The organism is Bradyrhizobium sp. BR 10289 (genome assembly GCF_019455385.1).
GTDB lineage: Bacteria > Pseudomonadota > Alphaproteobacteria > Rhizobiales > Xanthobacteraceae > Bradyrhizobium.
The window spans coordinates 58,058-77,079 of record NZ_JACOFR010000019.1 but is presented as its reverse complement, the minus strand read 5'-3'; the positions used below and the strand labels follow the sequence as shown (position 1 = coordinate 77,079).

The following is a 19,022-nucleotide window of genomic DNA, read 5'->3' as shown; positions in this document are numbered from 1 at the left end:
AAGGGCACGCGGCAATCTCCATTGTCGTCCCGGACAAGCGCGCCCCAAGCGCGCGTAGATCCGGGACCCATAACCACGGGAAGACGTGGTTGCGGGGACTCGGAGTGACCGCCTCGCACAACAACCACTCCCTGTGGTTATGGGACCCGGGTCTCGCTTACGCTTGCCCGGGACGACAGCGGAGTTTGTTGCGCGCGCGTGCCTCTTCCGCGCTGACCTAATTCGTCGGCAGCGGGACCTGGTCGTCGATCAACGCATCCAGTGTCGCCTTCACGTCGACCTTGGCGTCGACGACGCCGGCCTGCTGCAGCGCGAGGCCCGCGGCGAGGATCGACTCGCGCTGGGGCGCGCCGATGCGGCTGTGGGTGAGCTCGGTGCGCTCCTTGAGCTGCTTGTCGACGACGGCTTCGGGCAGCTTGGTTACGGCGATGAAGGTCTTCTTGAGATCATCATAATTCGCCAGCGAATATTTTCGCGCGTCCTCGTACACCGCGAGCACGCGGCGGACGGCGTCCGGATGATCCTTCAGGAACTGCTCGCGCACATTGAGGATGCCCCAGGTGTTGGCGTCCGCCTTGCGGTAGAACAGTTTTGCGCCCTCCTCGACCTCGGCCTGCGCCATCATGGGATCGAGACCGGCCCAGGCATCGACGTCGCCGCGGATCAAGGCGGTCTTGCCGTCGGCATGCTGGAGCAGCACCGGGGTGATGTCCTTTTCGGTGAGGCCCGCCCCTAACAGCGCACGCACCAGGAAGATGTGCGGATCGGTGCCGCGCGTCACCGCGACGCGCTTGCCTTTGAGGTCGGCGACAGCAGCGATCTTGGACTCCTTGCCCGTCACCAGCGCAGTCCATTCGGGACGCGAATAGACGTAGATCGACTTGATCGGGTTGCCGTTGATCCTGGCCACCAGCGCCGCGGAGCCTGCGGTCGAGCCGAAATCGATCGAGCCGGCATTGAGGAATTCGAGCGCCTTGTTGGAGCCCGCCGACTGCACCCAGGTGATGGTGATGCCGTCCTTGGCGAACTCCTTCTCCAGCAGGCCCTTCTGCTTCAGCACCAGCGACACCGGATTGTAGGTCGCCCAGTCGATGCGGATTTCCTTGAGCGGATCGGCCGCTCGTGCCGCGGGGGTCACAGCGAGCGCCATCGCTCCCGCCAGCAGAATACGTCGTGTTATCCTGGTCATGCCCAGCCTCCTCCAAAACTTCATTGTTTTTCAATGAGTTACACCTAGAGGTCAACGAGAAAATCCGCCCCTTGAAAGCCCTTCTTCCGAGAACAATTCTGCTCCTGGCCAGGCTTTTCCAGTACGGAACGACTATTGCGCGAGAATGGCGGGTGACAGCGCCTGTCACCTCTTATATCCGGTGAGACATGGACAGCGTCGCGACTGAGCAGAAGCCAGAGGTGGACGACCGCTTCGACACCGCGCGGATCACCGCCGCGGTCGATGCGCTTGCCGAAAAGCATCAGGGGCGCGAGGACGCGTTCCGTACCGCCATGGCGCAAATGCTCAAGGCCGAGCTGATCGCCGCCCGCGCCGCGGCACAGGCGATCCTGCTGAAGGACCGTCACGGCCGCCGCTGCGCCGAACGTCTCTGCCACGTGCAGGACGAAATCATCCGCATCCTCTATTCCGCGGCGACGCGCCATCTCTACCGCTCGCCGATCCCGAGCGGGGCCGAGCGCATGGCGGTGGTCGCGACCGGCGGCTATGGCCGCGGCCTGATGGCCCCCGAGTCCGACATCGATCTGCTCTTCATCCTGCCCTACAAGCAGACCGCCTGGGGCGAGCAGGTCGCCGAAGCCATTCTCTACTGCCTGTGGGACATGGGCCTGAAGGTCGGCCACGCCACCCGCTCGGTCGATGAATCGATCCGCCAGGCGCGTGGCGACATGACCATCCGCACCGCGATCCTGGAGACGCGCTTCCTCACCGGCGACCGGCCGCTCTATGACGAGTTGGTCGACCGCTTCGACAAGGAGGTGGTGCAGGGCACGGCCTCCGAATTCGTCACCGCAAAGCTTGCCGAGCGCGAGGAGCGCCATCGCCGCGGCGGCCAGTCGCGCTACCTGGTCGAGCCCAACGTCAAGGACGGCAAGGGCGCGCTGCGCGACCTGCACACGCTGTTCTGGATCGCCAAATACGTCTACCGCGTCCGCGACACCGACGAGCTGGTCGAGCGCGGCGTGTTCGACGCGCAGGAATACCGCACCTTCCGCCGCTGCGCCGATTTCCTCTGGTCGGTGCGCTGCAATCTGCACTTCTACTCGGGACGGCCCGAGGAGCGTCTCTCCTTCGACCTCCAGCGCGAGATCGCGATCCGGCTCGGCTACACCTCGCATCCCGGCATGCAGGACGTCGAGCGCTTCATGAAGCACTACTTCCTGGTCGCCAAGGAAGTCGGCAACCTCACCGCCATCCTCTGCGCCAAGCTCGAGGACCAGCAGGCCAAGCCCGCGCCGGTGCTGAGCCGGATGATGGCGCGGCTGCGCACCCCGCAGGTGAAGCGGCGCGTGCCCGACAGCGACGACTTCATCGTCGACAACAACCGTATCAACGTCGCCGCGCCCGACGTGTTCAAGCACGATCCTGTCAACCTGATCCGCATCTTTCGCCTCGCGCAGAAGAACAACCTCGCCTTCCATCCGGACGCGATGCGGGACGTGACGCGCTCGCTCGGCCTGATCAACGCGCAGATGCGCGAAAATCCCGAAGCCAACCGCCTCTTCATGGAGATCCTGACCTCGGACAACGCGGAGATCGTGCTGCGGCGGATGAACGAGACCGGCGTGCTCGGCCATTTCATCCGCGCCTTCGGCAAGATCGTCTCGATGATGCAGTTCAACATGTATCATCACTACACGGTGGACGAGCATCTGATCCGCTGCGTCGGCTTCCTCCAGGACATCGAGCGCGGCGGCATCGAGGAATTCGCGGTCGCCAGCGACCTGATGCGCAAAATTCGTCCCGAGCACCGCTCCGTGATCTATATCGCAACGCTCCTGCACGACGTCGCCAAGGGCCGCCCCGAGGACCATTCGATCGCGGGCGCGAAGGTCGCGCGGCGGCTGTGTCCGCGGCTCGGCTTCAGCCCGGCCGACACCGAGCTCGTGGCCTGGCTGATCGAGGAGCACCTGACCATGTCCACGGTCGCGCAGTCGCGCGATCTGTCGGACCGCAAGACCATCGAGAATTTCGCCGCCGTGGTGCAGTCGACCGAGCAGATGAAGCTGCTGACGATCCTCACCACCGCCGATATCCGCGGCGTCGGTCCCGGCGTCTGGAACGGCTGGAAGGCGCAGCTGTTGCGCTCGCTCTATTACGAGACCGAGCCGGTGCTGACCGGCGGCTTCTCGGAGGTCGATCGCGGCAAGCGCCTCACCGCCGCCCACGCCGAATTCCGCAACGCCTTCGCCGAATGGCCGAAGGACGAGCTCGATGCCTATATCGGCCGGCACTATCCGGCCTACTGGCTCAAGGTCGAGCTGCCGCGAAAGATCCGCCACGCCCGCTTCGTCCGCTCCAGCGAGCAGGCCGGCCACAAGCTCGCGATCAATGTCGGCTTCGACGAGGTGCGCGGCGTCACCGAGCTGACGATCTTCGCGGCCGACCATCCCTGGCTGCTCTCGATCATCGCCGGCGCCTGTGCGTCGGCCGGCGCCAACATCGTCGATGCCCAGATCTACACCACGACCGACGGCCGCGCGCTCGACACCATCTCAATCTCCAGGGAATACGACCGCGACGAGGACGAGGGCCGCCGCGCCACGCGCATCGGCGAGATGATCGAAGACGTGCTGGAAGGCAAGCTGCGCCTGCCGGAAGTGGTGGCGCGGCGCACCGTGCGCAGCAAGGCGCGCCCCTTCGTGATCGAGCCGGAGGTGACCATCAACAACCAGTGGTCGGACCGCTACACCGTGATCGAGGTCTCCGGCCTCGATCGCCCCGGCCTGCTCTACGAGCTCACCACTGCGATCTCGAAGCTCAATCTCAACATCGCCTCGGCCCACGTCGCGACCTTCGGCGAGCGCGCCCGCGACGTGTTCTACGTCACCGATCTGCTGGGTGCGCAGATCAACGCGCCGACACGGCAATCGGCGATCAAGAGCGCGCTGACCCGTGTGATGGCTGGCGACAAGGCGGTTCAGCCGGCGGCGTGAGGCGTCAGACCTCGAGGCCTTCATGCCGCAGCAGCCACTTCTTCCGCTCCAATCCGCCGCCGTACTTCACCAGCGAACCATCGGCGCCAATCAGGCGATGGCACGGCAACACCACGCTGATCGGGTTTGAGCCGTTGGCATGGCCGACGGCGCGAATGGCCTTCGGCATCTCGATCTTCGCGGCCATGGCGCCATAGCTCATCGTGGTGCCGGCCGGGATGCTGGCGAGCGCCGTCCAGACCTTTTGCTGGAACGGCGTGCCGGCGATGCGCCAGGCGATGGCCGAGAGCTTTCCGAGATCGCCCTCGAAATAGTTCGTCAGCGCCATCCGCATCTCCGTCGGCGCGGACGCATCACGCAGGTCGACTGCCCCGTAATGCAGGCGCAACAGCTCGCGCATGCGATGCTCATAGTCATCCCAGTCGAGCGCGCGCAACGCGCCATCGGCATCGGTGACGAGCAGCGCGGTCCCGATCGGCGTCGTCAGACGGTCGAGACCGAGGCTGACAGGCGGTTTGATTGATCGCGCGGGCATTGCGGCACCATTGATCGAAACAGTCCCATCGCACTTGCCATGCCGGCCGTGCTAACGTCCACCCGAAAGCTGGGAGCTCAACTTGATCTGGATCGCCAATATCCTGGTGGCGCTGGTCGCTGCACTGCACGCCTACTTCCTGGTCCTGGAGATGTTCCTCTGGGACAAGCCGCTGGGCCTGAAGACATTCCGCAACACGCCTGACAAGGCCGAGATCACGAAAGTGCTGGCGGCCAATCAGGGGCTCTATAACGGCTTCCTCACCGCCGGCCTGGTCTGGGGCTTGCTCCACGGCAACCCGGCCTTCGCGTTCCAGATCAAGGCGTTCTTCCTGCTCTGCGTGATCGTGGCCGGCGCCTATGGCGCGATGACCGTCAGCACGCGCATCCTGATGGTGCAGGCGTTGCCGGCGGCGATCGCGCTGGTGGCGTTGTTCCTCACCTAGCTCTTGGCCTGAGACGCTTCGGCGCAGTGCCGCGATCCTTGCGCGGCACGATACCTTCCTCCACACTCTTCGGCAGCGATGGCGACCGTTGCAGGCAACGGGACAAGACCGTCGGCCGGAAAATTCCGTCAGGAGGAACATCCCCAATGAAGACTCGCAGAGCCTATCTCGCTGCCGCGGCAGCGCTCGCCGTCGCGTTCGCCAGTCAAGCCTTCGTCAGTCCAGCCTTCGCCCAGAAGAAATACGACACGGGTGCGAGCGACACCGAGATCAAGATCGGCCAGACCGTGCCGTTCTCCGGCCCCTATTCCGTCTACGCCAATATCGGCAAGACGCAGGCGGCCTATTTCAGGATGATCAACGATCAGGGCGGCATCAACGGCCGCAAGATCAATCTGATCCAGTATGACGATGCCTATTCGCCGCCGAAGACGGTCGAGCAGGTGCGCAAGCTCGTCGAAGGCGACGAGGTACTGTTCACCTTCCAGATCATCGGCACCGCCGCCAACGCGGCCGTGCAGAAATATCTCAACGGCAAGAAGATCCCGCAGCTGCTGGCCTCGACCGGCGCCGCGCGCTTTAACGATCCGCAAAACTATCCCTGGACCATCGCCTACAATCCCAACTACGTGTCCGAGGGGCGGATCTACGCCAAATACATTCTGAAAGAACATCCGAACGCCAAGATCGGCGTGCTCTACCAGAACGACGACATGGGCCGCGATTATCTCGCCGGGCTCAAGAGCGGCCTCGGCGACAAGGCAGCCGGCATGATCGTCGGCGAGGTCTCCTACGAGGTCACCGACCCCACCGTGGACTCGCAGGTGGTCAAGCTGAAGTCGATGGGCGCCGACCTCTTCTACGATGCCTCGACACCGAAGTTTGCGGCGCAAGCGATCAAGAAGGTGGCCGAGCTCGGCTGGAATCCGGTGCACATCCTCGACATCAATGCGAGCCCGATCTCGGCGACGCTGAAGCCGGCCGGCCTCGACATCTCCAAGGGCATCATCTCGACCCAGTACGGCAAGGAGCCGAGCGATCCGCAGTGGAAGGACGATCCGGGCGTGAAGGCGTTCTTCGCCTTCATGGACAAGTATTTCCCCGAAGGCGACAAGCTCAACACCGTCAACACCTACGCCTATTCGGTCGCCGAGTTGCTGACGCAGGTGCTGAAGCAATGCGGCGACGACCTGACGCGCGAGAACGTGATGAAGCAGGTTGCCAACATCCGGGATTTCACCCCGAGCTTCGCCCTGCCCGGCATCAAGATCAACACCGGACCGAACGACTACCGCGTCAACAAGCAGATGCAGATGATGAAGTTCAACGGCGAACGCTGGGAGCTGTTCGGACCGATCATCGAGGACACGGGACCGTCGGGTTAGTGACGATCTGGTCGGGTGGCTTACCAAAGCGGGAAGTGTTTTGGTTGGTTTGCCGGAAAGATCACGCGCAAACAATGAGCTAAAGCGCGATGATGATTCGTCCTGATCTCATCGCGCTTCACTGAACGCGCTCTAGGGCGCAATCAGCGATCGGCTTTCGCGATCCCATCGCCAGAGCCGATCGTTGGTCAGAAGCGTACCGCCCCACCAGCGCTTGATCGGGTTGTGGCGGCGAAAATCCTCGCGACCTTCAAGAACCGCCCGACCGAACTCTGTCAGTGACAGCCGGCTCCGGCGAAAGGCCGCGTTGCGACCTCGCGCATCGTCCGGATCGAGCGTCGCCAGCTTGCCGTCCAGACCGGCGATGGCGGGCGCTGGGCCGAAAGCGAGTCCTTCGAGTAACCCACCCAACTCCCACGGATCGAAGACGCGCGTGCCGAGCACGCCCGGCCGAAACAGCTCGTCGGTACGATTGTGTCCGCTCGCGATCAGTTCGAGAAGCCCAGCCTCGGTCGCCCCCAGTCCCGTCGCCGGTGACGGCAGTTCTGCGAGCAGGTCTTCCATGGCCGGCCTCAGCAAAGACAGCTTGCCGAGCGGCCTGTCGAGCAGCCCGGCGCAGAGCTCTGGCGTCGGCGCGCGGTAGGCCTCCCAGGCCATGCTGGCGATCTCGAGATCGCCCTCTGCGATATCGAGGCTCCGCACGTCGCGATGACGAATGTCCGCGGGATTTGCCCCGCGCAGGTCGAAATCGACATGCCGCAACCTCAGACTCCCCGAAACGGACGGTTCGGAACGCAGATAGTCGAGGATCCAGATCAAGAGCAATTGGCTGTTGGGCTCAGAATCGAACCACAGCTCGATGAGATCGACACTGTAAACCTCGCAGAACAAGACAAATGGATATGCTCGATCGCCAGGGCCGGCAAAACGCAACCGGCGCACGCAATCAGCCCAGTGAACCTCTTGGAATTCCCTGGGCGCCCGCCCGCCGAGATAGCGATTGAGGTGAATGTCCGACGGCAGCGGCCCCGAAACGAACCGAAAGATCAGCGGGACGACCATGTCGGCCCGATCTGCATAGGTGAGACCGACACCCGACGAACTGGTCAGAATCACACGCCTCATGGCCCCGGCGTCCTATCCCAAAACGAAACGCAATCGCCTCTCAACATCGACACTCAGAACCTCGAACAATACACATCAGGCTGGCGCGACCAACATGCGGCGCCGCGAATCCCAGCGCCAAAGTCGCTCGTTGGTGAGAAGAGAGCCGCCCCACCAGCGGTGGATCGGATTATGACGAAGGAAATCTTCTTCGCCCGACAAGACGGCCCTTCCGAGTTCAGTGAGCAGTAACCGGGATTGCTTGTACCGTGCGTGACGGATGGCATCGTTGTGCATCTCGAGCGTGAACGGTCCTTCCTCCAGCCCGGAAACGACTGGCACCGGACAGCGCACGAGCCCATCGAGCAGCGTCCCCACCTCCCAATAGTCGAAGACGCGACGCTCGTTGCGCTTTTGGTGTCCCGGAAAGACGTCGAAGGGCCGCGCGTTACCGAGCGCAGCCAGCTCCAGGATCCGCGTTTCCGTAGCTCCCAGTCCGGTTGTTATGCTCGGAAGCTCCTCGAGCAGATTGACGATAGATCGCTCAAGCTGCGGAAACAGACTCTCGTCCGTTTTGAGGAGATCGAACCAAGCCTGCGGCGTCGGCGCACGATAAGCCCGCCAGGCTCGACCAGCGAGTTCAAGGTGATCATGCGTAAGCCTGACGATCGGCGGCTTGAGTTGCACAAAGTGCCTTGGATCGACAGCACCATCAGCAGCATCCAGCCGACGCATGACGAGCTTGGAGAGCGCCGCATCAACGCTTCTGCAATGATCAAGCAGCCAGAGCATAAGCAATTGCGCGTTCGGCTCCTGCCCGATCCACAATTCGGCCGAGCTGCATTCCGACAGCAGTTCGATCAATCCGTGGCCCTTCAGGTCCCACTCATCGAGCCGCCAGGGCGGCGTGTCGTCAAGCCAATGCAGCCCTTGAGGCTGCGTCGTACGCGGCGCGAAGAACGCGTCGAACTCCGCAACGGACGGCAATTGTCCCCAAACCAGCCGGCATTCGATCGCGATGACGCGGTCGGTGGGGCTTGCTTGTTGAATGGCGCCGGCGATTGACGAGTCTGTAGTAACGATAAGCCGCGTCATGTTCGGCCTCAAGATTTCGTCAAAACAGCGCCATAGCGCCACAGCCGGTCGTTGGTGAGGTGCGTGCCGCCCCACCAGCGATCGATCGGATTGTGGCGGCTGAAATCTTCTTGATGGGCCAGGACGGCCTTGCCGAATTCGGTTAGCGACAACCGGCTGCGGAGATAAATCTCGTGCCGGGCTCTGAGATGGCCAAGGTCGATGGTGCGCAATTCTTCGCCCAGCCCGGCCACGGCTGGCCTGGGGCCGAGGGCGAGGCCTTCGAGCAAATATCCCAGTTCGACCTCACCCCACACGTAAGTGCCCCGTAGCGAGCGCAAATGGAACAGCGCATTCGTGTTCACATACCAGTCAAGCATCTCCAGAAATCGCATCTCGGTCGCACCGAGCCCTGTCACGGGAGACGGGAGTTCTGCCAGAAGCTCGAGCAAGGCCGGCCGCAGCATGAGCAAGGCACTCAGATCGCGGTGAAGCAGATCGATGCAGGCCTCCGGCGTGGGTGCGCGGTAGGCCGACCAGGCCGACTGGGCGATCTCGAATTCCTCCGCACCCACGTGTCCGATGGGGATATGGCGTTCGCCCTCGGCGAAATCATAATCGGGACTGAATATCAGATCGGAATCCAGCAATCGCAGCCCGAGCTTCCCCGCCAGCGCCGGGCAGTTGCCGAGGTGATCGAGCAGCCAGACAAGTTGCAGCTGATCTTGGGCTGTCGCTGCGAACCAGAGCTCGATCTCGTCATACGGCTCGCAGAATTCGGCCAGCGACAATTTGCGACCCTTGGCGCCCTTCGGCCAGCGGACCCAATCCGACCAGTGCTCGGCCGGTCCTAGATCTGTCGAGTAGGCCACGAAATAAGCCGAGAGATTTTCTGCCGGCGGCAGCGGCCCCCACGCAAATTGGAAATGGAGCGGAATGACGATCTCAGCCAAACCCGATCGGGCAAGCCGATGGCTGTCGCCCCAGCCGGTCAGGATCAGACGCTTCATCACGCCCCTCGATCACGACAACGCACACATAAGACAACGCACACATAAAAAGAAACGGGCGCTGACGACGTCGGCAACTCAACGTCCTCAGCGCCCGCTCCTCGCGAAACTCCGACTTGCGGCTTACTCGTCCGCGGGCTCTTCGCCGTCGGCGTCACTCTCGGGGGTGCCGGCCAGGATCTGCTCGGAGATCAGGCCGGAGTTCTGGCGGATCGAAGTCTCGATCTTGGCGGTGATGTCGGGATTGGCCTTCAGGAAGGCCTTCGAGTTCTCGCGGCCCTGGCCGAGGCGCTGGCTGTCATAGGAGAACCAGGCGCCGGACTTCTCGACGATGCCGGCCTTGACGCCGAGATCGAGGATCTCGCCCATCTTGGAGACGCCCTCGCCGTACATGATGTCGAACTCGACCTGCTTGAAGGGCGGCGCCAGCTTGTTCTTGACGACCTTGACGCGCGTGGTGTTGCCGACCACTTCGTCGCGCTCCTTGATCGCGCCGATGCGGCGGATGTCGAGGCGGACGGAGGCATAGAACTTCAGCGCGTTGCCGCCGGTGGTGGTCTCGGGCGAGCCGTACATCACGCCGATCTTCATGCGGATCTGGTTGATGAAGATCACCATGGTGTTGGACTTGTTGATCGACGCCGTCAGCTTGCGCAGCGCCTGGCTCATCAATCGCGCCTGAAGACCCGGCAGCGCATCGCCCATCTCGCCTTCGAGCTCGGCCTTCGGCACCAGCGCCGCGACCGAATCGACCACCAGCACGTCCACCGCGCCCGAGCGCACCAGCGTGTCGCAGATTTCCAGCGCCTGCTCGCCGGTGTCGGGCTGCGAGATCAGCAGCTCGTCGATGTTGACGCCGAGCTTGCGGGCATAGACCGGATCGAGCGCGTGCTCGGCGTCGATGAAGGCGCAGATGCCGCCCTTCTTCTGCGCTTCCGCAACGGTATGCAGCGCCAGCGTGGTCTTGCCCGAGGATTCCGGCCCGTAGATCTCGACGATGCGCCCCTTGGGCAGGCCGCCGATACCGAGCGCGATATCGAGCCCGAGCGAGCCTGACGACACCGCCTCGATGTCCATGGACCGGTCGTTCTTGCCGAGCTTCATCACCGAGCCCTTGCCGAACTGGCGCTCGATCTGTGAGAGCGCGGCGGCCAGGGCTTTACTCTTGTCCATGGAAGATCCTTCGACGATACGCAGGGCAGTGGCGGACATTGGGTCGTGCTCCTTATGGCGAGGATTCGGGTGCGGGACAAACGATTGGCGGCGGGTCGTCGATAAAAACAATGTACACCATCTGTTCTCTGTTCGCAATATGTTCTTTCGCCGATTTGTCCACTCACCGGATTTAGCCGCCGCCCTCTGTACCCTTGTGAACAGTCGCGGCCCGAAAACGGCGGCATATTTTACCTATGCCGTACCAGATCCAAGCAGGCTCGTTCCTGGTCGTCGTGCCGACGCTGACCGAGGCGATCAGATTGTATGACAGCCTCCGGGATGCGCCCGATGGCGCAAAAATTCGCGACATGGACGGTCGGGAGATCGGGGTCGAACGCGTCCGCACCATCCTCAATGACGGTGAACCCTCCTGAGCTGAGAAGCCGATCATCGCAGTTGCTCCGGCCAACCAGCCGGGGACGACAGAGTTCAGCCGGCCGCCAGGGACCGCGCGCTTTTTCGAACAACCTCTGGAGGAGACACGACGTCGGTTCTCAAGCTTGCTTTGGATGGCGTCCGGCCGTGCTTCCGCCCCTCCGCAAAAATTGAGCCCGATGCGGCCGTCCGCCATGGGCGCTGTGTGCACAAATGGACAGACCGGAATCGGCCGATGGGTCTTAATCGATCATCACCGCACGGATCGTGGCCATTATCGGTGATGAGAACGCCGATTGCGCTCCCGCCTTCCTCTTCCGGAAAGGAGCGTGCCGTGTTCAAACGGCGCCGTTTCAAGCACAAGCTGACCCTTCAGGATCGACTGTCGGCATGGGTGAAGCAGGTTCAGGCGGACGCTGCAAAGCTGCCGGCGGGCCCCGAGCGGGACGCCCTGCTCAAGAAGGCGCGCCAGGCCGACGTCGCCAATCATCTGCACGACTGGGCGGGATCGCCCGGGCTTCGGCCGCCGAAATAGTCGCGCGCCGCTCGCCTGTTTTCCGCGGGAGGCTGACGCGCATCAAGGACGCGCAGCCGGGTTGCCGTCATGAGTCCGTAATCCTGCGGCATCGAACTTTTGCGCGGCTATCGGCCTTCTCTCGGGTACGAGCGCAACAATGGGAATCTCGGTCATGACGGAAAGCACGCAACACGAAGCGACCAGGCGCAATTCTCTGCTCGAGGCGGCGCATGAGGAGATGGTCAAGTTCGAGCGGAAGGAAAACGAGTTCCGCAGGAAGGATCGCCAGGAGCGTGCCGCCGAGCTGCATCTGCCGCTGGATGCGATCAAGGTTCACTGAGACCGGCATCGGCCTCGGGGGCCGTTGATTCCGCAGCGAAACCGCGCAGCGGTCTACTGTGCATGGGGTTGTTTTCAAATTTTTGGCGGGCGCCCGGTGTTCCCCGGCGCGCGCCCTACAGCAGCGCCAACAGCGCCAGTCCGATCACCAGGACCACGAAGCCAGCCGCCGTCGCGGCGGCGAATGACCGCTCGACCTTATCCATGATGCCACCCCGCTTCCGGCGCGCCACGTTTCCCCCATGGCTGCGCCTCGCGGAACGGAATCTCGCCTGCGGCTGTGTCGTGAGTGGTCCGATCGGGTGGCCGAATTGGGACCGGTGCGGGGCCAGTCTGCGGCCTGGCTGGTGCGAAGCTTTCGGCGGCCGTCAGGCGCCCGTAAGCCTGTTCTTCTAGACTTGCCTCGTCCGGTGGGCCAACACCGGGCCTCCATACCCAGTCGAAAACCCCGCTCTCCCCCCGAGCGGGGTTTTCTATTTTGCGGCGAGCGCGATCGTCGGGCGTTGTCAGGCTGTCGTAAGCTCGGACCGCTAGGGTCGGTTGGCTATGGTGTTGCAGCCCAGCACCTCAGCCTCCAATAACCTTCTCCCCCGCTTGGCTCTCCCCAGGCGGGGTTTTTTCATGCCTGCCGGCGGTTCACGAGGCTTGCTCCTCCCGCGTCAGCCGCAGCGAGAAGGCGCGGATCGCGGGCGCCGCCAGCAGCACCACCGGCAGCATCGCGGCCCACGCGATCAGCCATGACAGCATCCAGTGCCTGATGAAGAGCATCGCATCATCGGCGGGAAAGCTGGCGATGCCCGCCGCGATCAGTGAGGTCAGTCCGGACTGGATCACGCCGAAGACGAAATGACTGTAGCGGCGGGGAATGCCGAGCATGATGGTTCCGTGTTGCCTGCCGCCGTCGGCGCAAGCAAGGCACATGCCGTCACTTTGCATCGCGATGGATTTGGGACGGTGCCCGATCAGTGCCGTGAGTTCGGCAGCGGCTCGGCGCGTGGCGCTTCGATGCGATCGGCGCCGCACGACAATCCTTCAAAGCGCCAGAAGGTGACGAGGCTGCTCACGCCGCACGCTTCGCAGACGAGCTTCTCGTCGCCGAGCATGTAGCGCCCGCGCCGGAACGTCGGCGAGGATGCCGGGTGCCGGCAATGCGGACAGACCAGTGAGAAATTCCGCGCCCCCCAGCGCAGCGCAAGATGCCTCAGCCAGTTCACACCCTGCCCCTCCGATGTCCCTTCAAGGTTGAGCAGAGCATAGTCGGAGCGCACGCAAAAGTGGAAAAGAGCACACCCCGCCGGTTCTTTCGAATGAGCGCGTCGTCCATCAGCCCGTGGTTCTCCGACCATGAACAGAGTTCCTCGGCCGCGCCGGTCGCATCCGACGGGGGGCCGGAGGGTCCGCACCGCCTCGCGTCGCCGGCTTCTTTCGGAATTCGATTTCGTTTGTTTCGGCGCTCGCGCGTTTTCCAGATTTCCGTGAACTATCTAGGGCTTACCGGCAGATTTTGCTTGTCCCGGGAATATTGTGATGCCCAACATGTTGTGCAGTGTGGAAGGTGAATCGTGGGGAGGTGACCATGAATCACAGGGGCGTTGAGTTCACCGTCGCCAAGACGGCAATTCCCGGGATCTGGCAGTGGCAGTTCCGCATCGGTGAGCAGGTCAAGACCGGCAAGACCGAGATCAAGATCGATCTGCTGGCGATCCGGCGCGTGCAACTGCGGATCGATCGGGAGCTGAAGGCCATCGGGCGCAAGACGGCTTGAAGGACACGGCCCCGCTGGGCTGGGCCGGTATCCCGGTGCACCGTAGCGCGCAGTGCCGCTCGGCGGCGGGGAAGCGCCTCCGCCGGTCGTCCGTAGCCGACCGGAATTGATCTGCCGCGGGTTTGGGATTGGACTAGCGGTCCCAGGCCCTGGAGGGCGGGCCATCAGGTGACCGGGACCGGCCATGCCGCGCTATTTCTTTCGAATCCGGAACGGCGGCTATTCCGGCTGTGCGGACCAAGCGACCCAATTTGCCGATCGCGATTCGGCATGGAAAGAGATGACCAGGGTCTGCGCCGACATGGCGGCCGGAATTGCCCGCAAGCTCCAGGAAAATTCCGAATGGCACATGGAGCTGTTGGACGAGGCCAAGGAGCCGGTGTTCCGCATCCGCATCGTCGCCGAGAGTCTCGACTAGGGCTCAACCTCGACTAGGGCTCAATCAGCGCTCGGCAGCCGCCGCATGGTGAATTCGATGTCGCCGCCCGGCAGCTCGCACCAAGTCTCGACCATGCTCATATAACCGGCCTTGGGATAGCGGGCGAAGAAGGCCTCCGCCCTCGCCCGCGCCGCTGCGCGCGGCAGCGTGAAGGTCTCGCGCACATAGCCGTCGCCGCCGCGCATCGCCGGCTTGCCGGCGATCTTTCGCCGGCGCGCCATCCGCTCGGCAAGATCCCGCGGACGATCGGCCATGATCCGCCCTCCTCTACGCAATACTCGATCAGCAATGTAGGGAGCGGCCGGGGCGAAGTGGAGTCCCGATCCGGAGGCGTCAACGCCCCCCGCTCGGGCCTTACGATCAATTCGCAGTCGTGCCGGACTTCTTCTTCGGCGCGCTGGAGGCGGTCGACGCCTTCGGCGCGGCCGGCTTCGTCGCCGGATCTGAGCGCATGCCGCCCCAGGGATCGTTGGAGGCCTTGGCGTCCGGAATCTTCTTCAGCGTTTCCTTGTAGGCCTTGTCACGCTCGGCATCGGCAGCCTTCTCCTCGGGGGTCTTGCCCGGGCCTTCCTGCAGCAAATTGATATTGGGCATTTGCGCGTAGGCCGGTCCCGCCAGCACGGCCAGCACCGCCGCCATACGGAAAAGCTTCATCACTCACTCCTTGATCATCCATCAGGGGCGGATCAACCGCGCCGTGTCGTCCCTGTCAACCGGCCGGCTTTGCCGCTAGAGCCGGTCCGATCGGCACGATTTCGGGCCGTGCAGCCAATCGTCCCAGATCGGGCCGCATCGGGTGCACCCGTTCAGCACCAGGCCGAGCGCCACCAGCCAAAACACCACGACATACCTACGCAACATCGTCCACCCGCTCCCAAGCATGGCATCATACCGGGCCAAGTCAGGCATTTTCAAGCCGACCGGACCGGCACCGGACCGGGTGACTTTGCCGCGCCGATCCGCGCAGAATGGCCGAAACATCCGGCAACAATGGAGGGAACGACAGCAATGCCATCGCAGCCAGAAGCCGAGTTCGGCATCGACGATGCCAGACGCATCCTCGGCGAGGTCTTTGCGCCCTGGGTCCAGGAGCTCAACCTCTCCGTCGAGCAGCTCGAGCACATACCGCCCGCGGATGCGCCGGACTGGCAGCCCGGCGCGCTGCTGCGCATGCCGTTCGCGGAGCGGCTCTGCCGCAACGGCGGTGTGGTGTGCGGCCAGGCGCTGATGGCGCTCGCCGACACCGCGATGGTGATCGCAAACCTTGCCGCCAACCGCGGCTATCGTCCGATGACGACGGTCGACCAGACCACGCATTTCATGCGCGCGGTCTCCTCCTCGGACGTGCTCGCCGATGCGCGCGTGGTGCGGCTCGGACGCACCATGAGCTTTGGCCGCGTCACGCTGCTCTCGGCGTCCGACAACAAGCAGGTGGCGATGGTGTCGAGCGCGTTCGCGATGCTGCCCGGCTGAAGATCCTTAAAAAGAGCCGCGTGAGCGCGCAAAGCGCCCCGCGGCTCGCCATCACTTCTGCATCGAAATAAGAGACTGAGGCGCGAATTGCGTCCGCGCTTCAATCGGCACAATTACTTGCCGAGGATCTCGTCGGCTGCGGTCACGACGCTGACGGTCGGATTCTTTCCGCAATAGGCGCCGAACTTCTTGGCGTTCTCGATGAACACCTCGGTGTCGATGATCGCGTTGTCCTCGTCGCCCTTGTACCAGCCGTCCATCCAGGTCAGCACGACCGCGATGTTGTCTTCGCCGCTCTCGAGGAACTGCTTGCAGGTCATGGTCGAGAGGTCCCACTTGACGGCGTGGGCGGGCATCGACGTCAGCGAGAGCGCTGCGGCGAACAGAAGCGAAAGCGTGGTCTTCATCGGAATCTCCATCGGCGCGTAACGCCATAAAGGAAAGGCTTGCGGGGTAAAACTCGGCGGAAGTGACTCGCCGCTTCAACGTCGTAAACGAAGTCTGAAGCGCTGCACAAGTAGCGCCAGTATTGAGTTTAGTTCAACGTAATTTCTATGCACTAATTCACAATCGTCACGATGGATTAATGCGGATGATCGAGAGGCGGACAACGCAGCGGCACCGTGTTTTCAAGGGTGGAACGCTCACCTTTGAAAGCAGCGGCATCGCGTGCACGGTACGAAACATGTCGGAAGGCGGCGCCGCAATCGACCTCGACGCCTCCGTCACATTGCCGCAATGCTTCACGCTTGCGATCGCGCGCGACAATTTTGTGCGGAATTGCCGCGAAGTATGGCGCAACGACAAGCGCATCGGCCTCGCTTTCGTACAGTAGTCCATACGGTGTGAATGGTCGTTCGCATTGCGCCCGCGATGCGCGTCATGCTCGTGCGAGACGACGATTGCGACGCCAGCGCTGCCCTGCGATCAGGAGTGCGATGAACACGAGCGCGAGCGCCGCCGATGCAGTGAAGCATCGTCCGCCCGGACGATCGATCGTGCGCGACGATAATGACGGCCCCCCGGCCGGCTGCACCAGGCGGAACGCAATGACGCTGTCGCCGATCGAGGTCTCAGCCTCGGAGCGACCGCCGGCGACGATCGCGACATAGGCGTGCCCGCAAAGCCGGCCTCACGTCATTTGGGCTTCTTGGCGGGTTCGCTCGGACGCGCCCCGCTCCACGGATCGTACTTTTCCTTGGGCTCTGGGATGCGCTCGAGCGCGGCCTTGTAGGCCTTTTCGTCGACCTTGGGCGTGTTGTCGGCCTTCGGCGCATTGCCCTGGCGCTTGCTGCCGGCGCCCATCTGGGCTTGGGCCGATCCGCCGGCCAGCGCCAGCACCGCAGCCGCTATGACCAAAATCCTCATTGGTGCAATCCCCCTCTTCTGGGGTACAAACTAGCCTGCCATGCCGTAATAGCAAATTCCGCGGGTCCCAAGCCTTCCGAAAGTATTGCCTTCCGAAAGTATTGCCTTCCAAAAGCGTTGCCTTCCGAAGGTATTGCCTTCAGGAGATCTTGCGCTCAGCAAATCTTGATCGGCCCGGTCTTCGCCGGATCGCATTCGTGTCTATCTGTTGGCCCGCGGGGGACCTTCACGGATGTTACGGATTATTGCCCATCTGGCGCTGCTGGCCGGCGCGCTCGCGCTCGGGGCCTGCGGCTTTGCCGACAGCCGGGCGCCGCTGCCCGAGTTCATGCGCATCAAGGAGGCCGAGCAGCCGCCGCCCGAACCGCCCCCCGACGTCAAGCGCGTGGTGCGCGAGCAGATCGGCGTCGTCTTCCTGAACACGTCCAATCCCCGCGAGGTGCACGTCGCCCCGCCGCATCGCGAGGTGCGCGGACCGGGCTGGACGGCCTGCGTCCGCGCACAGCTCACCTCGGCAACCGGCGCCTCGCTCGGCCCGCAGACCTACATCTTGACCATCAACGGCGGAAAGGTCATCGATCGCCGCCGCGCGGAAGCTGACGATATCTGCGGCACCGAGACTTACGAGCCGATCTAGCTTCGGCCGTTTTCAGACGCGGTCATCGGATCGGGCTCGCGCCGCTCGGCTTCGGCCGCTATAGCGAGGCCATGCTGGAGTTCGATGCAAGCTACCAGGCCCTTCGCCGCCGCGACGCCGCCATGGACGGCGTCGTCTTCGTCGCGGTCAAGACGACGGGAATCTACTGCCGTCCCGTTTGCCCGGCGAAAACGCCGCTCGCACGCAACGTCAAATTCTTTCGCAGCGCCGCTGCCGCCGAGCGCGACGGATTCCGCCCCTGCCTCAGATGCCGTCCGGAAACCGCGCCATTCTGTCCTGCCTGGAAGGGCACGCGGACGACGGTCGAACGCGCGCTGGCCTTGATCGAGGCCGGTGAGCTCGACCGCGGCGGTGTGGATCGCCTGGCCGAACGATTGGGCGTGGGTCCGCGTCATCTGACGCGCCTGTTTGCCCGGCATCTCGAAGCTTCACCGCTGCAAGTGGCGGTGTCGCTGCGCGTCCAGCGCGCCAAGCGCTTGCTGGATTCCAGCGATCTTCCGATCGAGGCCGTTGCCGAACGCAGCGGCTTCTCGAGCGCGCGGCGCATGAGGACGGCGTTCACACAGCTTTACGGCCGGCCGCCTTCGGCGTTTCGCGAAGACCAGAAGGCGAAGGTTCGAAAACGGGTGAAGAGGACATCACGATGAACATCAGGAGCTACGGCACAGTCGACGCCGAACGGCAGCAAGCCATGAGCGGTCTTGAATTCGTCCAGGGCCTTGCGGACGGCACGCTGCCCCTCAACACGATCGCGCAGACCCTCGGCTATGATGTCGTCGAGGCGGAGAATGGCCGGGTCGTCGTCACGCTCGTGCCAACCAACGCTCACCTCAACCCGGCAGGCACGGTGCATGGCGGCCTCACCGCCACCTTGCTCGACAGTTGCATGGGGCTGGCGATCCAATCGACGCTCGACAAGGGGATCAGTCAGACCACGCTCGAGTTCAAGATTTCGCTGCTGCGACCAGTCACGCCAGAGACCGGCCCGATCAAGGCCGAGGGCAAGGTCCTCAATTGCGGCCGTCGCATTGGAACGGCCGACGGACGCGTGACGGATGCCACGGGCCGATTGCTCGCCCATGGCACGACGACGTGCCTCATCTTCCCGACCTGATGCTTGGAGGAACAGGCGCCACCAGACGTGCGGTTCCGG

At 63.5% G+C, this 19,022-nt stretch carries 25 protein-coding genes; 13 read left to right on the top strand and 12 right to left on the bottom strand.

The features are described from left to right. Window positions 1-217 precede the first annotated feature (217 nt). Window positions 218-1,189 (bottom strand): aliphatic sulfonate ABC transporter substrate-binding protein, encoded by a 972-nt coding sequence (locus HYH08_RS26700; RefSeq protein WP_220012812.1) that lies wholly within the window; start codon window positions 1,187-1,189, stop codon window positions 218-220. 188 nt (window positions 1,190-1,377) lie between these two features. Here HYH08_RS26700 and HYH08_RS26695 point away from each other — a divergent pair, with 188 nt between their 5' ends. Continuing rightward, a complete protein-coding gene (locus HYH08_RS26695; protein WP_220012811.1) occupies window positions 1,378-4,167 on the top strand; it encodes a [protein-PII] uridylyltransferase in 2,790 nt (929 codons plus the stop codon). Window positions 4,168-4,171: 4 nt separating this feature from the next. Here the strand turns inward: HYH08_RS26695 and HYH08_RS26690 are convergent, their stop codons facing one another. Next, window positions 4,172-4,702, bottom strand: coding sequence for a methylated-DNA--[protein]-cysteine S-methyltransferase (locus HYH08_RS26690; protein WP_220012810.1), 531 nt, complete (start codon window positions 4,700-4,702; stop codon window positions 4,172-4,174). Window positions 4,703-4,853: 151 nt separating this feature from the next. Between HYH08_RS26690 and HYH08_RS26685 the strand changes: the two genes are divergently transcribed. Beyond that, entirely contained in the window at window positions 4,854-5,147 is a 294-nt protein-coding gene (locus tag HYH08_RS26685; RefSeq protein WP_502788868.1) for a DUF1304 domain-containing protein, read from the top strand. Window positions 5,148-5,293: 146 nt separating this feature from the next. Next, on the top strand, window positions 5,294-6,532 hold the full coding sequence (locus tag HYH08_RS26680; RefSeq protein ID WP_220012808.1) for an ABC transporter substrate-binding protein: 1,239 nt from the start codon (window positions 5,294-5,296) through the stop codon (window positions 6,530-6,532). Window positions 6,533-6,664: 132 nt separating this feature from the next. On the opposite strand, the gene HYH08_RS26675 is transcribed toward HYH08_RS26680, so the two are convergent. From HYH08_RS26675 to recA, 4 genes are all read right to left on the bottom strand, one after another. Continuing rightward, entirely contained in the window at window positions 6,665-7,657 is a 993-nt protein-coding gene (locus HYH08_RS26675; protein ID WP_220012807.1) for a hypothetical protein, read from the bottom strand. A 75-nt stretch (window positions 7,658-7,732) separates the two neighbouring features. Further along, window positions 7,733-8,731, bottom strand: coding sequence for a hypothetical protein (locus HYH08_RS26670; RefSeq protein WP_220012806.1), 999 nt, complete (start codon window positions 8,729-8,731; stop codon window positions 7,733-7,735). An 8-nt stretch (window positions 8,732-8,739) separates the two neighbouring features. Further along, window positions 8,740-9,720: a hypothetical protein gene (locus HYH08_RS26665; protein ID WP_220012805.1), complete on the bottom strand. Its 981-nt coding sequence runs from the start codon at window positions 9,718-9,720 to the stop codon at window positions 8,740-8,742. Window positions 9,721-9,843: 123 nt separating this feature from the next. After that, on the bottom strand, window positions 9,844-10,932 hold the full coding sequence (gene recA / locus HYH08_RS26660; RefSeq protein WP_018316624.1) for a recombinase RecA: 1,089 nt from the start codon (window positions 10,930-10,932) through the stop codon (window positions 9,844-9,846). 197 nt (window positions 10,933-11,129) lie between these two features. On the opposite strand from recA, the gene HYH08_RS26655 reads away from it, so the two are divergent. From HYH08_RS26655 to HYH08_RS26645, 3 genes are all read left to right on the top strand, one after another. Next, window positions 11,130-11,309, top strand: coding sequence for a hypothetical protein (locus HYH08_RS26655; RefSeq protein WP_220012804.1), 180 nt, complete (start codon window positions 11,130-11,132; stop codon window positions 11,307-11,309). A gap of 335 nt (window positions 11,310-11,644) precedes the next feature. Then, on the top strand, window positions 11,645-11,845 hold the full coding sequence (locus HYH08_RS26650; protein WP_220012803.1) for a hypothetical protein: 201 nt from the start codon (window positions 11,645-11,647) through the stop codon (window positions 11,843-11,845). Window positions 11,846-11,999: 154 nt separating this feature from the next. Further along, complete coding sequence (locus tag HYH08_RS26645) at window positions 12,000-12,167, top strand: hypothetical protein (protein WP_220012802.1); 168 nt, start codon at window positions 12,000-12,002, stop codon at window positions 12,165-12,167. A 635-nt stretch (window positions 12,168-12,802) separates the two neighbouring features. Here the strand turns inward: HYH08_RS26645 and HYH08_RS26640 are convergent. Both HYH08_RS26640 and HYH08_RS26635 read right to left on the bottom strand, forming a co-directional pair. Continuing rightward, on the bottom strand, window positions 12,803-13,042 hold the full coding sequence (locus tag HYH08_RS26640; RefSeq protein WP_220012801.1) for a DUF2798 domain-containing protein: 240 nt from the start codon (window positions 13,040-13,042) through the stop codon (window positions 12,803-12,805). 86 nt (window positions 13,043-13,128) lie between these two features. Next, complete coding sequence (locus HYH08_RS26635; protein ID WP_228748080.1) at window positions 13,129-13,512, bottom strand: phage terminase large subunit family protein; 384 nt, start codon at window positions 13,510-13,512, stop codon at window positions 13,129-13,131. Window positions 13,513-13,742: 230 nt separating this feature from the next. Between HYH08_RS26635 and HYH08_RS26630 the strand changes: the two genes are divergently transcribed. After that, window positions 13,743-13,931 (top strand): hypothetical protein, encoded by a 189-nt coding sequence (locus tag HYH08_RS26630; RefSeq protein ID WP_220012800.1) that lies wholly within the window; start codon window positions 13,743-13,745, stop codon window positions 13,929-13,931. 184 nt (window positions 13,932-14,115) lie between these two features. Then, on the top strand, window positions 14,116-14,349 hold the full coding sequence (locus HYH08_RS26625) for a DUF6894 family protein (protein WP_220012799.1): 234 nt from the start codon (window positions 14,116-14,118) through the stop codon (window positions 14,347-14,349). Window positions 14,350-14,369: 20 nt separating this feature from the next. Here the strand turns inward: HYH08_RS26625 and HYH08_RS26620 are convergent, their stop codons facing one another. Together HYH08_RS26620 and HYH08_RS26615 are read right to left on the bottom strand one after the other, a co-directional pair. Beyond that, window positions 14,370-14,624, bottom strand: coding sequence for a hypothetical protein (locus HYH08_RS26620; protein WP_220012798.1), 255 nt, complete (start codon window positions 14,622-14,624; stop codon window positions 14,370-14,372). A gap of 106 nt (window positions 14,625-14,730) precedes the next feature. Continuing rightward, a complete protein-coding gene (locus HYH08_RS26615) occupies window positions 14,731-15,024 on the bottom strand; it encodes a hypothetical protein (RefSeq protein ID WP_220012797.1) in 294 nt (97 codons plus the stop codon). A 354-nt stretch (window positions 15,025-15,378) separates the two neighbouring features. Between HYH08_RS26615 and HYH08_RS26610 the strand changes: the two genes are divergently transcribed. Next, window positions 15,379-15,843 carry a PaaI family thioesterase gene (locus tag HYH08_RS26610; RefSeq protein ID WP_220012796.1) on the top strand — a complete coding sequence of 155 codons (465 nt, stop codon included), beginning with the start codon at window positions 15,379-15,381 and terminating at the stop codon, window positions 15,841-15,843. A gap of 113 nt (window positions 15,844-15,956) precedes the next feature. On the opposite strand, the gene HYH08_RS26605 is transcribed toward HYH08_RS26610, so the two are convergent. Beyond that, complete coding sequence (locus HYH08_RS26605; RefSeq protein ID WP_220012795.1) at window positions 15,957-16,250, bottom strand: HdeA family protein; 294 nt, start codon at window positions 16,248-16,250, stop codon at window positions 15,957-15,959. 179 nt (window positions 16,251-16,429) lie between these two features. Here HYH08_RS26605 and HYH08_RS26600 point away from each other — a divergent pair, with 179 nt between their 5' ends. Continuing rightward, window positions 16,430-16,678, top strand: a complete 249-nt coding sequence (locus HYH08_RS26600) for a PilZ domain-containing protein (protein WP_349631465.1) — start codon at window positions 16,430-16,432, stop codon at window positions 16,676-16,678. A 302-nt stretch (window positions 16,679-16,980) separates the two neighbouring features. Here the strand turns inward: HYH08_RS26600 and HYH08_RS26595 are convergent, their stop codons facing one another. Next, window positions 16,981-17,211, bottom strand: a complete 231-nt coding sequence (locus HYH08_RS26595; RefSeq protein ID WP_220012794.1) for a hypothetical protein — start codon at window positions 17,209-17,211, stop codon at window positions 16,981-16,983. Between the two features lie 232 nt (window positions 17,212-17,443). Between HYH08_RS26595 and HYH08_RS26590 the strand changes: the two genes are divergently transcribed. From HYH08_RS26590 to HYH08_RS26580, 3 genes are all read left to right on the top strand, one after another. Further along, on the top strand, window positions 17,444-17,848 hold the full coding sequence (locus HYH08_RS26590; RefSeq protein WP_220012793.1) for a hypothetical protein: 405 nt from the start codon (window positions 17,444-17,446) through the stop codon (window positions 17,846-17,848). A gap of 71 nt (window positions 17,849-17,919) precedes the next feature. After that, window positions 17,920-18,516 (top strand): bifunctional transcriptional activator/DNA repair enzyme AdaA, encoded by a 597-nt coding sequence (locus tag HYH08_RS26585; protein WP_220012792.1) that lies wholly within the window; start codon window positions 17,920-17,922, stop codon window positions 18,514-18,516. Further along, complete coding sequence (locus tag HYH08_RS26580) at window positions 18,513-18,983, top strand: PaaI family thioesterase (RefSeq protein ID WP_220012791.1); 471 nt, start codon at window positions 18,513-18,515, stop codon at window positions 18,981-18,983. Before HYH08_RS26585 ends, HYH08_RS26580 begins: the two co-directional genes overlap by 4 nt. Window positions 18,984-19,022 lie beyond the last annotated feature (39 nt).

Bases quoted from the DNA above. Each gene is read 5' to 3' on its own strand.
- HYH08_RS26670 (WP_220012806.1), bottom strand. From the start codon at position 8,731: ATGACGCGGCTTATCGTTACTACAGACTCGTCAATCGCCGGCGCCATT.
- HYH08_RS26615 (WP_220012797.1), bottom strand. From the start codon at position 15,024: ATGAAGCTTTTCCGTATGGCGGCGGTGCTGGCCGTGCTGGCGGGACCG.
- HYH08_RS26655 (WP_220012804.1), top strand. From the start codon at position 11,130: ATGCCGTACCAGATCCAAGCAGGCTCGTTCCTGGTCGTCGTGCCGACG.
- HYH08_RS26625 (WP_220012799.1), top strand. From the start codon at position 14,116: ATGCCGCGCTATTTCTTTCGAATCCGGAACGGCGGCTATTCCGGCTGT.
- HYH08_RS26640 (WP_220012801.1), bottom strand. From the start codon at position 13,042: ATGCTCGGCATTCCCCGCCGCTACAGTCATTTCGTCTTCGGCGTGATC.
- HYH08_RS26700 (WP_220012812.1), bottom strand. From the start codon at position 1,189: ATGACCAGGATAACACGACGTATTCTGCTGGCGGGAGCGATGGCGCTC.
- HYH08_RS26690 (WP_220012810.1), bottom strand. From the start codon at position 4,702: ATGCCCGCGCGATCAATCAAACCGCCTGTCAGCCTCGGTCTCGACCGT.
- recA (WP_018316624.1), bottom strand. From the start codon at position 10,932: ATGTCCGCCACTGCCCTGCGTATCGTCGAAGGATCTTCCATGGACAAG.
- HYH08_RS26695 (WP_220012811.1), top strand. From the start codon at position 1,378: ATGGACAGCGTCGCGACTGAGCAGAAGCCAGAGGTGGACGACCGCTTC.
- HYH08_RS26665 (WP_220012805.1), bottom strand. From the start codon at position 9,720: ATGAAGCGTCTGATCCTGACCGGCTGGGGCGACAGCCATCGGCTTGCC.
- HYH08_RS26680 (WP_220012808.1), top strand. From the start codon at position 5,294: ATGAAGACTCGCAGAGCCTATCTCGCTGCCGCGGCAGCGCTCGCCGTC.
- HYH08_RS26610 (WP_220012796.1), top strand. From the start codon at position 15,379: ATGCCATCGCAGCCAGAAGCCGAGTTCGGCATCGACGATGCCAGACGC.
- HYH08_RS26600 (WP_349631465.1), top strand. From the start codon at position 16,430: ATGCGGATGATCGAGAGGCGGACAACGCAGCGGCACCGTGTTTTCAAG.
- HYH08_RS26580 (WP_220012791.1), top strand. From the start codon at position 18,513: ATGAACATCAGGAGCTACGGCACAGTCGACGCCGAACGGCAGCAAGCC.
- HYH08_RS26645 (WP_220012802.1), top strand. From the start codon at position 12,000: ATGACGGAAAGCACGCAACACGAAGCGACCAGGCGCAATTCTCTGCTC.
- HYH08_RS26635 (WP_228748080.1), bottom strand. From the start codon at position 13,512: ATGGTCGGAGAACCACGGGCTGATGGACGACGCGCTCATTCGAAAGAA.
- HYH08_RS26590 (WP_220012793.1), top strand. From the start codon at position 17,444: ATGTTACGGATTATTGCCCATCTGGCGCTGCTGGCCGGCGCGCTCGCG.
- HYH08_RS26675 (WP_220012807.1), bottom strand. From the start codon at position 7,657: ATGAGGCGTGTGATTCTGACCAGTTCGTCGGGTGTCGGTCTCACCTAT.
- HYH08_RS26585 (WP_220012792.1), top strand. From the start codon at position 17,920: ATGCTGGAGTTCGATGCAAGCTACCAGGCCCTTCGCCGCCGCGACGCC.
- HYH08_RS26620 (WP_220012798.1), bottom strand. From the start codon at position 14,624: ATGGCCGATCGTCCGCGGGATCTTGCCGAGCGGATGGCGCGCCGGCGA.
- HYH08_RS26605 (WP_220012795.1), bottom strand. From the start codon at position 16,250: ATGAAGACCACGCTTTCGCTTCTGTTCGCCGCAGCGCTCTCGCTGACG.
- HYH08_RS26685 (WP_502788868.1), top strand. From the start codon at position 4,854: ATGTTCCTCTGGGACAAGCCGCTGGGCCTGAAGACATTCCGCAACACG.
- HYH08_RS26630 (WP_220012800.1), top strand. From the start codon at position 13,743: ATGAATCACAGGGGCGTTGAGTTCACCGTCGCCAAGACGGCAATTCCC.
- HYH08_RS26595 (WP_220012794.1), bottom strand. From the start codon at position 17,211: ATGAGGATTTTGGTCATAGCGGCTGCGGTGCTGGCGCTGGCCGGCGGA.